At 58.4% G+C, this 13,238-nt stretch carries 9 protein-coding genes; 6 read left to right on the top strand and 3 right to left on the bottom strand.

Annotated features, from left to right (window positions below):
* Positions 1-215: 215 nt before the first annotated feature.
* Both Poly24_RS09725 and Poly24_RS09720 read right to left on the bottom strand, forming a co-directional pair.
* Positions 216-3,191: a PVC-type heme-binding CxxCH protein gene (locus tag Poly24_RS09725; RefSeq protein WP_145093967.1), complete on the bottom strand. Its 2,976-nt coding sequence runs from the start codon at positions 3,189-3,191 to the stop codon at positions 216-218.
* Between the two features lie 55 nt (positions 3,192-3,246).
* The gene (locus Poly24_RS09720; RefSeq protein ID WP_145093964.1) at positions 3,247-3,744 is read right to left on the bottom strand and encodes a hypothetical protein; all 498 of its coding nucleotides are present in this window, start codon (positions 3,742-3,744) and stop codon (positions 3,247-3,249) included.
* Positions 3,745-4,206: 462 nt separating this feature from the next.
* On the opposite strand from Poly24_RS09720, the gene Poly24_RS09715 reads away from it, so the two are divergent.
* The 4 genes from Poly24_RS09715 (at position 4,207) to Poly24_RS09700 (ending at position 8,577) form a co-directional block, all read left to right on the top strand.
* Positions 4,207-5,193: an HD-GYP domain-containing protein gene (locus Poly24_RS09715; RefSeq protein ID WP_231753554.1), complete on the top strand. Its 987-nt coding sequence runs from the start codon at positions 4,207-4,209 to the stop codon at positions 5,191-5,193.
* Positions 5,154-5,597: a hypothetical protein gene (locus tag Poly24_RS09710; RefSeq protein WP_145093958.1), complete on the top strand. Its 444-nt coding sequence runs from the start codon at positions 5,154-5,156 to the stop codon at positions 5,595-5,597. The genes Poly24_RS09715 and Poly24_RS09710 overlap by 40 nt, the downstream gene beginning before the upstream one ends.
* A 218-nt stretch (positions 5,598-5,815) precedes the next feature.
* A complete protein-coding gene (locus Poly24_RS09705; RefSeq protein WP_145093955.1) occupies positions 5,816-6,991 on the top strand; it encodes a GTPase family protein in 1,176 nt (391 codons plus the stop codon).
* Complete coding sequence (locus Poly24_RS09700; RefSeq protein ID WP_145093952.1) at positions 6,988-8,577, top strand: GTPase family protein; 1,590 nt, start codon at positions 6,988-6,990, stop codon at positions 8,575-8,577. The genes Poly24_RS09705 and Poly24_RS09700 overlap by 4 nt, the downstream gene beginning before the upstream one ends.
* A gap of 51 nt (positions 8,578-8,628) precedes the next feature.
* On the opposite strand, the gene Poly24_RS09695 is transcribed toward Poly24_RS09700, so the two are convergent.
* On the bottom strand, positions 8,629-10,629 hold the full coding sequence (locus Poly24_RS09695) for a DNA methyltransferase (RefSeq protein WP_145093949.1): 2,001 nt from the start codon (positions 10,627-10,629) through the stop codon (positions 8,629-8,631).
* Positions 10,630-10,919: 290 nt separating this feature from the next.
* Between Poly24_RS09695 and Poly24_RS09690 the strand changes: the two genes are divergently transcribed.
* Positions 10,920-11,228 (top strand): hypothetical protein, encoded by a 309-nt coding sequence (locus Poly24_RS09690; RefSeq protein ID WP_145093946.1) that lies wholly within the window; start codon positions 10,920-10,922, stop codon positions 11,226-11,228.
* An 802-nt stretch (positions 11,229-12,030) separates the two neighbouring features.
* The gene (locus Poly24_RS09685) at positions 12,031-13,137 is read left to right on the top strand and encodes a glycosyltransferase family 4 protein (protein ID WP_145093943.1); all 1,107 of its coding nucleotides are present in this window, start codon (positions 12,031-12,033) and stop codon (positions 13,135-13,137) included.
* The last annotated feature ends 101 nt before the right edge of the window (positions 13,138-13,238 follow it).

Below are 13,238 nucleotides of genomic sequence, written 5' to 3'. Positions count from 1 at the left end.
GTGTCGGTTAGCCAATGCAAGCGATCTAGAAACACCAGGCGAACCAGTCGAAGTGGGCAACCTGCTGGTGCCGCGTTAAGCTTTAACGCCAATCGCATCCCAAAGTTGCAAAATCTGTGACGTTTCGATCAAGATCGGCCCTGCCAAACGCGACGCATTTTCAGTCGAGCCCCGGCCGCTGCCCCCCAGATCAGGAACGAACACCATCGGTCGCCCTAATGGGAGCCCGTGGCGTGGTGCTGCTGCAAATAACCAATGAGGTCGCGGATATCGGCCTCCGACATCGGGTCTAACAATCCGCTGGGCATGATCGATACGGGCGATTCGGTTTGCAGATCGATATCGTCACGCAGGATCACGCTGCGGTCGTTGACCGTCCGAATCGTGATCGATTGATCGTCGGAGGATTCCACCAATCCGGTGATCACCCGGCCATCGATCAATTGCAGCACCTGCATCCGATAATCTTTGGCGACCGCCGCGCTGGGATCGACGATGTTTTCCAGCAAATAATCGAGGTTGCTGCGTTGGGCACCGGTGATGTCCGGCCCGATGTCCCCTCCGCTGCCGAAGAATTTGTGGCACGTGGCGCAATTCTTGGTGAACAGTTCGCGACCGTGCGCTGTGTCGGCGGTGGCGATCAATTCGGCAGTCAGCCACTTTTTGTAGCCACCAATCTGCTTTTGCCGATCCTCCCCGGCCGGACGTGCTTTGCCCCACAAGCGGTCCAGATCCGCAGAGACTTGTTGGTCGTTCAGCGATCGCAATTGCCGCACCGTAAACGCCGTGAGATCTTTGGCCGCGATCTGGTTGTCGTCGATTGCCATCATTAGTTGGCGGGCCCACTGCGGCCGCGACGCTAGCGTCTGCAAGACATCCTGTTGTTCGATCGGTTCCCATTTCGAGTAGGCCGCAATCAACTGAGACGCCGTCGTTTCGTTGGCGTATCGGGCCAATCCACGGACTGCGGCGCGACGGACGTCAGGATCGTCGATCAAGGAGAGCAGATCGGCATCCAGACCGACAGCACCCCGTGCGACTAAGGCGTCGATCGCTTGGTTGCGATCAACTGCCGCAGACTGCCGATCGACAGCGACGCGGCGCAATCGCGAGATCGCGCCGGGATCGTTTAAGGCGAGTGCGACGCGCGTCGCCAGCGAGCGTACCTCGGCGCTGTCGCTCGCTTGAAAGGCTTTGTAGGCGTCAGCCCAAGTCGCCGGCAACGCGACCTTGCGACCGCTGAGCCCTTCTAACAATCCATCCAGAATGTTTGCGGTGATCGCATCGTCGCGTCGACTGTCCGAACCGCGATCGATCAGCAACGGGATGCCCTGGTCCGCCAGTGGCGACGACGCGATCCGGCGGGCGATGTTCATCCGCAGGCGTGGAATTTGAGCGTTCCGTGCAAGTCGAGCGTAGCGGGGCAGATCGTCGTCGATCAAAGGTTCGGTTGCATACCACAACATCAGTGGCAGATTTTGGTCGTCGGCATCTTCGCCGCGCTGCGCCAACGCTTCGACCAAATCCCAACGCGCCGCCAGCGGCATCCGCTGCAGCGCGCTGGTGATCGACAACCGGACCAGTGGCGAATCGCCGGTTGTGGCGCGATCGAGCATCATCGCCATCGCGGCGGCGGACGGTTGCCGATCTTCGCACAACTGCGTGATCGCCCACGACCGGATCGCTTCCTCGGGATCGTCGATCAATTCGGTCAACCATTCGTCCGACGCACCACCGGTAACATGCAGCGCCCAGAGTGCCCGCAACCGCTTCGGCGCCGCGGTTTGCGAACGAAACATCTGATGCAAATCGCGATGGACCTTCCGCATGTCCGCGCCGCTGGCAGCCCGTTCCTGCAATCGTCGTCGGGCATGGCGGACGTGCCAGTCGTTGTCGTGCAACTGAGCTGCCACGCATTGGTCGTCGGAATAACGGCTCAGATCGACGCGTGGGATCGACTCCTGCTTGTACGTGATCCGAAAGATTCGGCCGGTTTGACGCTGCGTGTTCCGCACGCTATGGCATTCGCCAGTGTCGCTCCAATCGCTGACATAGATCTCACCCGCGGCGCCATACGCCAACGTGACTCCCATAAACCAAGGGTCTTGCGAACGCATCAGGTCGGGGCCGTGGGAGGCGATGTAGCCCGATCCGCTGCGTCGCGGGATGTCGTTGTTAATCCGGCGGCCATGCAGGTTGTTGGTCATCAACGTGTTACGGTAGGGTTCGGGCAGCGCATCGCCCAAATAGATGATCGTGCCACAATGGGCGTGACCGCCGCCGGCGGCATCTTCGTCGGCCGATCCGATCCCGCGGCGAACATCGCTGATTCCCACATAATGCAAATGGTCGGCGATCGTATCGATCCGTTGATATGCGTGTTGGCTGGATTTTCGACCGCGCCACGGTTCGTAGTGCGCTCCTTGGATCACTTGGAACAGGTGCGGATTGACACAGTTGCAGATGAAGGCATGCCCCAAGTCGTTCCAATCGATCCCCCATGGATTGGTCGTACCATCGGCATACGCTTCCCAGCGATGCTGCACCGGATGGTATCGGTAGACGCCACCGTCGAACCGTTGGCGATCGGCTTCGGCGGTTCCGGGGCGCCCGATCATCGACCAATTGGTTCGCCCGTGGGTACCGTACAACCAACCGTCGGGTCCCCAGGCGAAACCGTTCGCTAAATTGTGAGCGTTGGCATGGTTGCCAAACCCATCGAGGATCACCTGCGGCGGCCCATCGGGGATGTCGTCGGCGTTACGATCGGGGATGAAGAGCATCGAGGGCGGGGACATCACCCAAACGCCGCCGAACCCGACTTCGATCCCGGTGACATAATTGAGTCCTTCGTAAAAGAGGGTTCGCCGATCGTGACGGCCATCTCCATTACTGTCTTCAAGGATCACGATCCTGTCACTTTTTCCTGTACCGTGAACCGGATAGGCGTAAGCTTCGGCGACCCACAGTCGATTGCGGTCATCGATGCAAAAACCGATCGGTTGCTGTACCGCAGGTTCACCAGCAAACAATTGCACTTGGAAGTCGGGAGGAACTTGCATGCTGCTCGCCGCTTGGTCGGCTGGCAGCGGTTGGTCGGATTCTTGCCCCTGAGACGGTGCCGGGCATGCAAGTGTGCAACCGAAAAGAACACCAACGAATAGCGTAGGGAAAGGATGCTTTATGGACATGGATTGTCTTGAGAAAAAGTTGCGAAGCCGAAAAGCAGCAAAACGGAGGTCGCGGTCAGATCGCCACCGATTGGATCCTTTGCGAACGTTCGGCGAACAGCTGCGTAAGATCGTTCACCGCATCGTTCAATCTGCCAATCGTTTCAAGGCTCGACGTATCGTGTTTGGGCAAGGCTGTCGCAATCTCACCGATCGAAATGCTTGTCATTATTAAAGAAGACTCGATCGCATCGATTTCGCTTAGCAAGCGATCGCTGCATTCTCGCGAATCGAAAAACGGCGCGTCGCAGTTCGATTGAATCGTTTGCAGCAATTGGTCGATCCGCGATTTCAGGCGCTCGCCAGCGGCGAGGCAGTTGAGAATTCCTTGATCGACTTGCCGCGCCAAATGTCGGTCGACAATACGCTTCGATGCGACCAGCAAGTCGCAGAGCTTATCGCGGACCCGTCGATCGCTTTCGCGTCGATGCAGCGTCTCCCTGTAGCCTTGGAAGCAGGGGATCTGCTGTGCAACAACGCTCGGTGTGCGGATGGGATCGGTGTCGTGATTCATTTCACTTTGTCGCGGCCATCTGTTGCGGAAACAAAATTGCGATGGTCCCTCTTAAACTACGTCCTGCCAACATAACGTATTTCGTTGTCGCCTGCCCCACCCAGGGAAAATCGGGATACAACGCGATCGCAACGGTCCATCCGGAGCATGCATCCACCTAGAACCGATGGGGAACATTTGCCACCCATAGGAAAGCTTTGACAACGGCCGTGGGCGTGCTAGGTTTGAGAGTCGAAGTTTCGTCGAAGCCACTTTGGTAGTGATTCGATCGCGGCGATTTAATCATTGGCCACGTCGTGCCTAGGCGTGTTGTCGCGCGTTTTCAACGTTTGGCAACTCGTTGAGGAAAATCGAGATGATCAACCACGCTGTCCTCAATTCGTCTTCGTCACACGTGATTCGACCTGTGCGTATTTTGCAATTCCATCGGTTGCTCCTACGATCCACGTTAGGGCGCCCCTCATGTCGGCAACTGTTCAGGATTCCAGCGTAATGGACGACCTCGTTTCTAGTTTTATTCCAATCAGTGTATCGACGTTGGTTCCTTCGTCGGTTGTTGGAATCGAGCTGTTTCAGGAGGAACAAGATGATCGGCGCTACGTGCTGTACCGAGGGAGTGATTATCCGCTGGAACAGATCGATCTGGTGAAACTGCGCAGCCGCGGCGTCAACAAGCTCTATATCCGCAAGAACGAACAGGCGTCGTATCAAAGTTATCTACGTGAGATGATCGACAATCCGGGGGCGAACGTTCCCGTCTCCGCACGCGCCGGGGCTTTAAACGAAGTCGTCCGTGATTTGTTGGGATCGGCGTTTAGATCGGGTGATCCAAATGCTTCGGTCTCCACGGCGACCTACCTGGGCGAACAGACCGCCGACATCGTCTGCAGCGATCAATTCGCCAGCATCGATCTGTTCCGTGTCCTTCACCACGATTACGCCACGTTCACACATTCGGCCAACGTTGCGTTTTACGCGGGCATGTTGGCAGCGGAAATCGGCTTCAGCCAGGAGGACGTTGCCCAAATCGCATCGGGCGGCTTAGTCCATGATCTGGGCAAACTGCAGATACCCGACAAGATCTTATGCAAGCCAGGGCGACTGACCGAACTCGAATTTCGCGAGATCAAGATGCATCCGGTAACCGGATTTCGACAATTGGTCCACCGCGAAGACTTGACCGAAGGCCAATTGATGATGGTTTATCAGCACCACGAACGTGTCGACGGTGGAGGCTATCCCGTCGGTATCTCGGGCGATGAAATCCATCCGTGGGCCAAGATCTGCGCCGTGGTCGACGTCTTTGAGGCGTTGACTAGCAACCGTCCCTATCGAACGCCGATGCCGAAACGCCGCGCGATCGAAGTACTGGAACATGAACGCGATGGATACGAACAGGAATTTTTGGAATGCTGGAAGAAAATTACAAACAAGCTTTGGCAAAGCTGATTGAAAACGCCGTTTGGGATATCGAATTGACCGAAGGTCACGAAGCGTTCTTTGGTGACAATGGCGCAATGTCACCTTGCGCTTTCGAAACCAGGGCTTCACCGCGGATGCGAGCCCGCGGTCGGGGTATCTTGTTTTTCGAAGAAACGTTACACGCATTCCCACGATCGCCAGCCCCGCTGGGAATCTATACGATGGATTTCTCCAAGATGGGAATCGGCTTTGTCGCGTCGCGCCAATTTTTCCCAGAGGAGATCGTGCGGATCGTGTTGCCGACTTTTTGGGCGCGGCTGAGGATCACGCGATGTCAACGCAACAACCCTCAACGCTACGATTCCGGTGGCGTTCTGATCTCTTGGCACGAACCGAGTGCCGATGCGTTTGAAACGCTTGTGGTCTCCTGATTTGTTCCTTCGGCTCGCATTGGACCTGCAGCGTTGCGGTCGGTAGATCGCTGCGATCGCCCGTTTTGCCGGCAATTCCTCCGCGAACGGGCGTTGCGTGGGGTGCTGGCGGTCGCCACAACTGTCACAATTGTCGGTGGAAGTTCCGCTGGCCGATCCGAGGTCGCGGAGCTGTTTACAATCACCTTCGGTTCGACCATGGATTCCCCCAAAATTCGATGAGCTCAGTTTGGCAGCGTTGGCGGAACAAGATCCCGCAATCCGATAGTGAATACCAGCAACAGATCGATCCGCTGCGGGCCGCCGCCCCAATCCCCGTGCTGTGGTTGTTTGGTAAGACCGGCAGCGGCAAGAGCTCGGTGATCCATTCGTTGACCGGCGCCGAACAGGCGACGATCGGCGAGGGCTTTCGTCCCGAGACCAAGTCGTCGCGGCGGTTTGATTTTCCCGATCCGGTCGATCCTCTGCTGACCTTCTTGGATACGCGTGGTTTGGGCGAAGCGGCTTACGATCCCGTGGGCGACATCGCAAAATACAGCGAATCGACTCAGTTGATGATCGTGACCGTCCGGGTCGCCGACCAGGCGTTGGCCGATGTTCTCGAACCGCTCCGCCGGATTCGCAAATCGGCGCCCCAGCGTCCCGTGCTCCTGTTGCTGACCTGCCTGCACGAAGCGACCGGCGCGATCGATCTTTCCGAAGGCATCGATCCGTTTGCCACCGAACATCCCGACGGCGAATCGCCCCCGCCGATCCCCGACGCGCTGCAAACCTTAATCGATCGCAAGACCGAACAGTTTGCCGGGCTCTACGACCAGATGATCCCCGTCGATCTGACGCGGCTGGAAGATGGATTCGCCGATCCCGATTTTGGTGGACCGCGGCTTCGGCAAGCGATCCTGCAATACCTGCCGCATGCCTACCGCCAAGCGCTGTTGTCGTTGGGAACGGAGGATCGCGGCCATCGCAGCAAGCGTCAGCGACGGGCCCGTTGGCAGGTGCTGGCGTCGAGCAGCTTGGCCGCCACAGCCGGCGCGGTCCCGGTTCCGTGGGTCGATATTCCGGTCGTGCTGGCGATCCAGTCCCATCTGGCGCTCCGGCTGGGGAAGATCTATGAACAGGAATTGACGGCGTCGCACTGGGCCGCACTCAGCAGCGCCGCCGGTTCGCGAATCGCCACGCGGATGGCGCTCCGCGAGGTATTGAAATTGATCCCCTGGGTCGGGATGGCCGCCGGCGCCGCCAGCGCGTTTTCGTTTACGTATGCGTTGGGGATGTCGTGGGATTGGTACTTCGCCAACCTGCGCGATGGTCGCACGCCCAGCACCGACCAATTGCGTGAGATCTTTGCGGACGAATTGCAACGCGGTCACGAACTCTGGACGGCCAAATGAAGTATCTGCGTTTGCTGCGTCCGCGCGCCATCGTGCTCTTCGTGCTGTGGCTTCTCCCCGTGGCGACCTATCTCGTTGTCGGCACGCTGGCGGTTTATCGCGCCGGTTGGTTGGGGTGGCTCGCATGGGTGCTGCCCGTGATGGGAGCTGTCGCGTGGATCGTCGGCTGGTTGTGGAAGCCGCGGCGGCTGTCCGAATCGGCGACCGGCGCACCGTTGACCGCTCCCGAATTCTGGACGCCTCAAGATACGGCGGCGATCGCCGTGGTCGAACAGTTCCGCCGCGAATTGCCGGAGATGAACCGTTCGAATATCGCCGATACCCATCGCTACCTGTCCGATGCCCAAGCGATGGCCAAGCGTCTGGCAGGGCATTATCACCAAGGCGGCTCCGCGAGCGAATTGAATCGGCTGACGCTGGTCGAAGTGCTGGCGGTCGTGCATCTAGCGGTCGAGGACATGGAAGCTTGGGTGTTGGAGAACGTGCCGTTGAGCAACGTTGCGACGGTCGGGCAATTGCAGACACTGCCGGGGCTGGCCCGCGTCGTCGAAGTCGGTCGGCACCTCGGCTATTGGACCTCGGCGATCGTCAACCCGGCCAAACTGCTGACCTACCCGCTGTGGCGTCAGGCGGGCCAGATCGGTCTGGATTTGCAAGACGAACTGATCGGTGTCTTCTACCAAGCCTATCTGCGTCGGGTCGGATATTATCTGATCGAAATGTACAGCGGCCGGTTGAAGGGGGGCTCGCGACGCTACCGCCAACAATTTGGGACGCTGGCATCGGCGATGCACCACAGCGGCGGCAATGTCCAGGCGTTCCAACAGCTCGAAAACGTCAGCACCACGATCGCGGTGATCGGGCAAGTCAAAGCGGGCAAGTCGAGTTTGATCAATGCGCTGATGCAAGATCATGTCGCCGCCACCAGCGTCCTGCCCGAGACGCGTGCGGTCGCCCGGTTCGAATATAAATTGCCCGGCGTGAACAATTCGATCACGCTGTTGGACACCCCCGGTTACAGCGAAGCCGATTTCGATCGGCAGCAGGCCAAAGAGATCCGAACGGCGTCCGAAGCGGCCGATATCGTGCTGTTGGTGATGGCGGCGAATTCCGCCGCGCGACGCAGCGATGTGCAAGCGATCTCGGAATTGACCAAACACTATCGCAGCAAGCCGCATCTCAAACCGCCGACGATCATCGCCGTGCTGACACATGTCGATCGCTTGCGTCCCGTCCGCGAATGGGAACCTCCCTACGACTGGACGACGCCCACCTGTTTGAAAGAGGAATCGATGGCCCAAGCGGTCGCTTATTGTCGCGAACTGTTTGGCGACGCGATCGCCCAGACCGTTTGCGTCTATACCGGGGACCAGCATCCCAACGAGACGAGCGTCGCCGACAACTTGGTCCCCGCGTTGATCGGCAACCTGGACCACGGACATGCCGCCGCGATCCTGAAGGCGTTTTACAAACAGCTCAGCGCCAATCGGCTCGACCAGCTCCGCGGGCAATTCACCAGCCTATTGAAGTCGGTCGGCCGCACCCTGTTCGATTCGGCCGTCGGCGATCGACAGCCCAAACCGTAATCGGGGCGCGCCGCAAACCTCTCCGATGCGCTCAGGATCAAGCGGCAAGCATTAAAACAGAAACAGCTCAGGTTGCCGCACTTTGGGTGGCGTATCGACCGGCTTGGGACTTTCGGTCGCCACGGGCTCGGTTTCCAACGGCTTCGATTCGGCTGGGGGTTCAATTTCCGGCCGTTTTTCGCTTTGCGCGGCCTTGGGTGGAACTCGCTTCGCAGCCCCCTTCTTCTTCGTTTGCCCCTTCTTCTTCGTTTGCCGTTTCTTCGTCGGCTTCGCTTCCGCGGGCGTCGTCTCGGCGGCCACTTTTTTCTTCGTCGTCACCTTAGCGACCGCCGACTTTTTCACCGTCCGTTTCTTGACCGCAGCTTTTTTGGGAGCGGACGTTTTCACAGGCTTTGCCTCGGCCGCAACCTTCTTCGTCGTCCGCTTCTTTACCGCAACCTTCTTCACAGCCCCCTTCTTAGTCGGTGGCGTTTCGGGCGCAGCCGCGTTCGACTTCTTCACCGCAGCGGTCGCCGTTTTCGTCGCTCGCTTCTTTACGGCAGCCTTTTTGGTCGGAACCGACTTTGGCGCGGGCGTCTTCTTCCTCTTTGCAGCGGCCGACTTTTTCGCTCCCCGCTTCGTCGCCGTTGCTTTTGCGATCGGCTCGGTCGGCGTCACTGCGGTCGATGCGACCGCTTTCTTCGCCTTTGCCTTCACCGCAGCGGACTTCTTCACCACGGCAGGCTTCTTAACGGCAACCTTCTTCTTCGAAGGGCTCTTCTTCGCTGAACGCTTCTTGGTCGCGGGCGGTTCTGTCGGCGCTCCCTTGGCGGCGACCTTTTTCGTCTTCACCTTCTTGGTGGCCGACTTGGGAACTACGGCTTTCTTCGCTTTCGCGCCGGTCGAATTGGTCGCTTTCACAGCCTCCGCCGCGGCCTGCTTTGTTGCAGCTTTCTTCGCAGGAGTCTTTTTGGCCAGCTTTTGAGCGGCTTTCTTCTTTGCCGCGGCCGACTTCTTCTTGGATGCCGCCGCCGATTTCACCTTCGGCTTTCCATTGGTCAGCGGTTGGCCATTGGCTGCGCCGCGATGGCGTTTGCCATTAGCGGTGTTGGGAACACTGGTCAGCGGGTTTTCGACACCGCTCAACGGATCGCCAATCTGCGTCTCGTCGAGCCGTTGCGCGATCCGAGCGGCATATTCCTCGGACAGCTCCGCCCCCAACCACTGCCGCCCCAGCTTCTTGGCGACGACCAGCGTGGTGCCGCTACCGGCAAACGGATCCAAAACCGTATCGCCTGGGTTGGAGCAGGCGCGGACGATTCGACCCAACAGCTGTTCGGGCATCTGGCAGCCGTGGAAACCTTGTCGTTCCTTAAAGGTTCCCGCGACGCGAGGGAAGTACCACGTATCGCCATCGCTCTGAAAGCCCTCGGGGAGATCCTGAGGTCTCAATACCCAAGTGTTGTCGGGCAGACGCCCCTTCGGATTGGCGCGGCCATCGCCATAGACCAACTGCCGCGCCGACGGAACGCGGATCGCCGGATCGTCTGAATTAAAGGTGAACGATTTGGGATCTTTGACGAAGTGGAACAGATGGGTGTGCGAGCGGCTGAAACCGTTTTTGCAGTTCACGCCAAAGGTGTAATACCAGATCACCCAGCTGCGGCAGACGAAGCCGAGTTCGCGGGTCGCGCGGACCTTCAGTTCCGCAGCGTATTCGTCGCCGATCGCCAACCAAAAGGTGCCGTTGGGGCGAAGCGCACGATGCACCCCCGCCATCCATTGTTGGCACCAATCGAGATAATCGGCATCGTCTTGGCGATCGTCGTAAACGTCGTATTGGTAACCGATATTAAACGGCGGATCAGCGAAACAGAGGTCGATCGTCCCCGCTTCGATCTCCGCCAGCTTCTCGACACAATCGCCTTGATGCAATTGATTTATTTCCAGTGCCACAGAGTCTCCCTGGTTTGCACGTTTTTGATTGATTTGTTGAGGTTTCGTGGTCTTCCGAGCGGGGGCGATGATCGACTCGCCGCCGGGATACACTCGTTCCGCAGCACGTTGGTTCATCGTAACGGATCGCTTGGGGGCATCAACAGCGTGCCAAAAGGCAGGTCGGTGCGGTCGGATCCCGGCCCCACGCCCCTCCGTTGGGGAGGGTCCGGTATCGCGGGTCTCGACATGCCAGTCCGGTTTTGCGTGGAATGACGCCACAGAACAATCGAGTCATTGTATTTGCTAGCGTCGGCCGATGAATACAAAGTGACGGTTGAAATCGCGTTTTAATATCTCCCTTCCATGAGCGCGTCGCAGGTCGTCACCCCTTCCTTCCATCCCAGCGAAACCGCTAAGGAGGCGTCATGGCCCACAAAGACACATTTCGAATCGTAACACGTGCCAGCGATGGCAATTTACAAATCCGCGACTTCCCCAACGCCGATCCGATTTTGCACATGCATTCTCAGATCGGGATCGACGACTGCAGCACCGATCTGGGACTTCGCGGGATGCCCGTTTTCCGCGGCCTGGTTGGCCCGATTCCCGAAGGGAAGAACGTGGTCCGTTACGAATCGCCGGAAGTCTTTGAGTCGTTGACGAAGGAATGGGGAGCGGAGAAGAAGAAACGCCGCACCCGCCTGCGAACCGCCGCGCCGACACCGGCCAAATAGGTTCCCCTTTAGTGCACCACACCTTGTAGTATTTCGTTTGTACTTCAACGCGGTTTGGAACTTCCACCGTGCTAGGCCAGCATCGTTCTGCCACGTCGAAGTACAATTGCCTCCGACGGCATACCACCCTCCCATAGCAATATGTCGTCGTCGAGCGAAAAGAGACCGCCGAGTTCACTCGGCGGTCTCTTTTTTTGCGCGCTCTCTCCCCCCACCACGGCGAAGCGATTCTTGGGCGCAAGCACCTCTTGCCGGCCGGTTTCTTGCCACCCCATCGATGCGGTTTTGCAGCCACTCGATGCAACTTGCGGATTTCTACTCTCCGCCACTGGTAATCACCTTCGCTCGCCGCGTCGTTCGATCTGAACGGACCGAACCTCTCACACCAACCGACGACGGTTGGTTATGCGGTGCCCCTTCCAGCGAGGCACCGTTGCGTTCCTCCACAGGAAGCGAGCGTCCTCGTTTCTCGAGTGCAGGTGCAAGTTCTTGTATATGAAGGCGGCCGATTTCCGTATAATGAGGCCACACGCCGCATCCAGGACAGACGGTCCCATCTCGCGACGACAAACCGATGCGAACCCCGTTCAGACGTGTCGCTGCTGTGGACCGGTACGTCGGGTGATCGCCATCGATTGGAAACGCGATGTTTTGGCACGCCGGTTGCAAACTGCGGTTGCGATCTAATTTTCGGTTGTTTGACGTGAGCCGAGAAGGTGGTGCTGATCGAATACCGGTCATCGTCCCTTTTCCGCTGGTCGCTAAACGAGCTTTCCAAGGACGCTGATAACGGAACCCAACAATGAGAATTGCTCAGGTCGCTCCACTGATTGAAACCGTCCCGCCGAAAACCTATGGCGGTATCGAGCGGGTCGTCCATTACTTGACGGAAGAACTGGTTCGGCAGGGGCATGATGTGACGTTGTTCGCCAGCGGCGACTCGCGGACCACTGCCGATCATGTCGCCGTCGTCCGAGAATCGCTGCGCTGCAGTCGGGTGCCTCAAGATCCCATCCTCTGGCACCAACGGCAATTGAATCAGGTGCTGCGGATGGCGGATAAATTCGACATCATCCATTTCCACACCGGATTCAGCCACTTCCACTCGATGCAATATCTGAGCACACCTCATGTCACGACGTTGCACGGCCGGCTCGACCTGCCCGAATTCCAATCGGTCTTGGAGGAATTCCCTGACATTCCCGTCGTTTCGATCAGCAATTCCCAACGGCATCCGATCCGGATCGCAAACTGGGTCGACACGGTTTACAACGGCACCCCGGGGGAGAACTACATGTATCAGCCGGTCCCCGAACCCAATGAATACTTTGCGTTTTTGGGACGTTTCTCACCCGAGAAGGGTCCCGAACGAGCGATCGAAATCGCAAAGCGGTTGGGCATCAAACTGAAGATGGCGGCGAAGATCGATAAGGTCGACGCGCATTATTTCGCCGAACGGATTCAACCGCTGTTGGATGATCCGTTGATCGAATACATCGGAGAGGTCGACGAGAATGGCAAGAACCAGTTGCTGGGAGGTGCCAAGGCGTTGTTGTTCCCGATCGATTGGCCCGAACCGTTTGGGCTGGTGATGACCGAATCGATGGCCTGTGGGACGCCGGTGATCGCGTTCCGCAACGGCAGCGTCGACGAAGTGATGAAGGAGGGGGTCAGTGGCTACATCGTCGAAAGCGTCGATGAAGCGGTGGCTGCCGCGGCGAACATCGACAAGATCAGCCGCCGCCGATGTCGGCTCTATTTCCAAGAGCGATTTGACGTCGAACCGATGACCCGAGGTTATCTTGCTGTCTATGAAAAACTGCTCGCTCCGCAAGCAACGATTCCCATCGCATCGCGGCCGGGAATCGTCAATCCAGGCGATCAACCGTTGACGATGGAGACGGCCTAGCCCATGCGGCGTCCGCTGGGATGAGAGACGTCCAGGAATTTACGGGGGGGTTCGCTCGGCAACCAGCGCGTGCAAACGTGTTCATCGGTTCCTGGACTCTC

It is taken from the genome of Rosistilla carotiformis, from assembly GCF_007753095.1.
GTDB classification, from domain to species: Bacteria; Planctomycetota; Planctomycetia; order Pirellulales; family Pirellulaceae; genus Rosistilla; species Rosistilla carotiformis.
Note: the sequence above shows the minus strand (reverse complement) of the source record. Positions and strands in the feature narration are given on the sequence as shown.

Coding starts and splice junctions, on each gene's coding strand:
- Poly24_RS09725 (WP_145093967.1), bottom strand. CDS start 3,191: ATGTCCATAAAGCATCCTTTCCCTACGCTATTCGTTGGTGTTCTTTTC.
- Poly24_RS09720 (WP_145093964.1), bottom strand. CDS start 3,744: ATGAATCACGACACCGATCCCATCCGCACACCGAGCGTTGTTGCACAG.
- Poly24_RS09715 (WP_231753554.1), top strand. CDS start 4,207: ATGTCGGCAACTGTTCAGGATTCCAGCGTAATGGACGACCTCGTTTCT.
- Poly24_RS09710 (WP_145093958.1), top strand. CDS start 5,154: ATGCTGGAAGAAAATTACAAACAAGCTTTGGCAAAGCTGATTGAAAAC.
- Poly24_RS09705 (WP_145093955.1), top strand. CDS start 5,816: ATGAGCTCAGTTTGGCAGCGTTGGCGGAACAAGATCCCGCAATCCGAT.
- Poly24_RS09700 (WP_145093952.1), top strand. CDS start 6,988: ATGAAGTATCTGCGTTTGCTGCGTCCGCGCGCCATCGTGCTCTTCGTG.
- Poly24_RS09695 (WP_145093949.1), bottom strand. CDS start 10,629: ATGAACCAACGTGCTGCGGAACGAGTGTATCCCGGCGGCGAGTCGATC.
- Poly24_RS09690 (WP_145093946.1), top strand. CDS start 10,920: ATGGCCCACAAAGACACATTTCGAATCGTAACACGTGCCAGCGATGGC.
- Poly24_RS09685 (WP_145093943.1), top strand. CDS start 12,031: ATGAGAATTGCTCAGGTCGCTCCACTGATTGAAACCGTCCCGCCGAAA.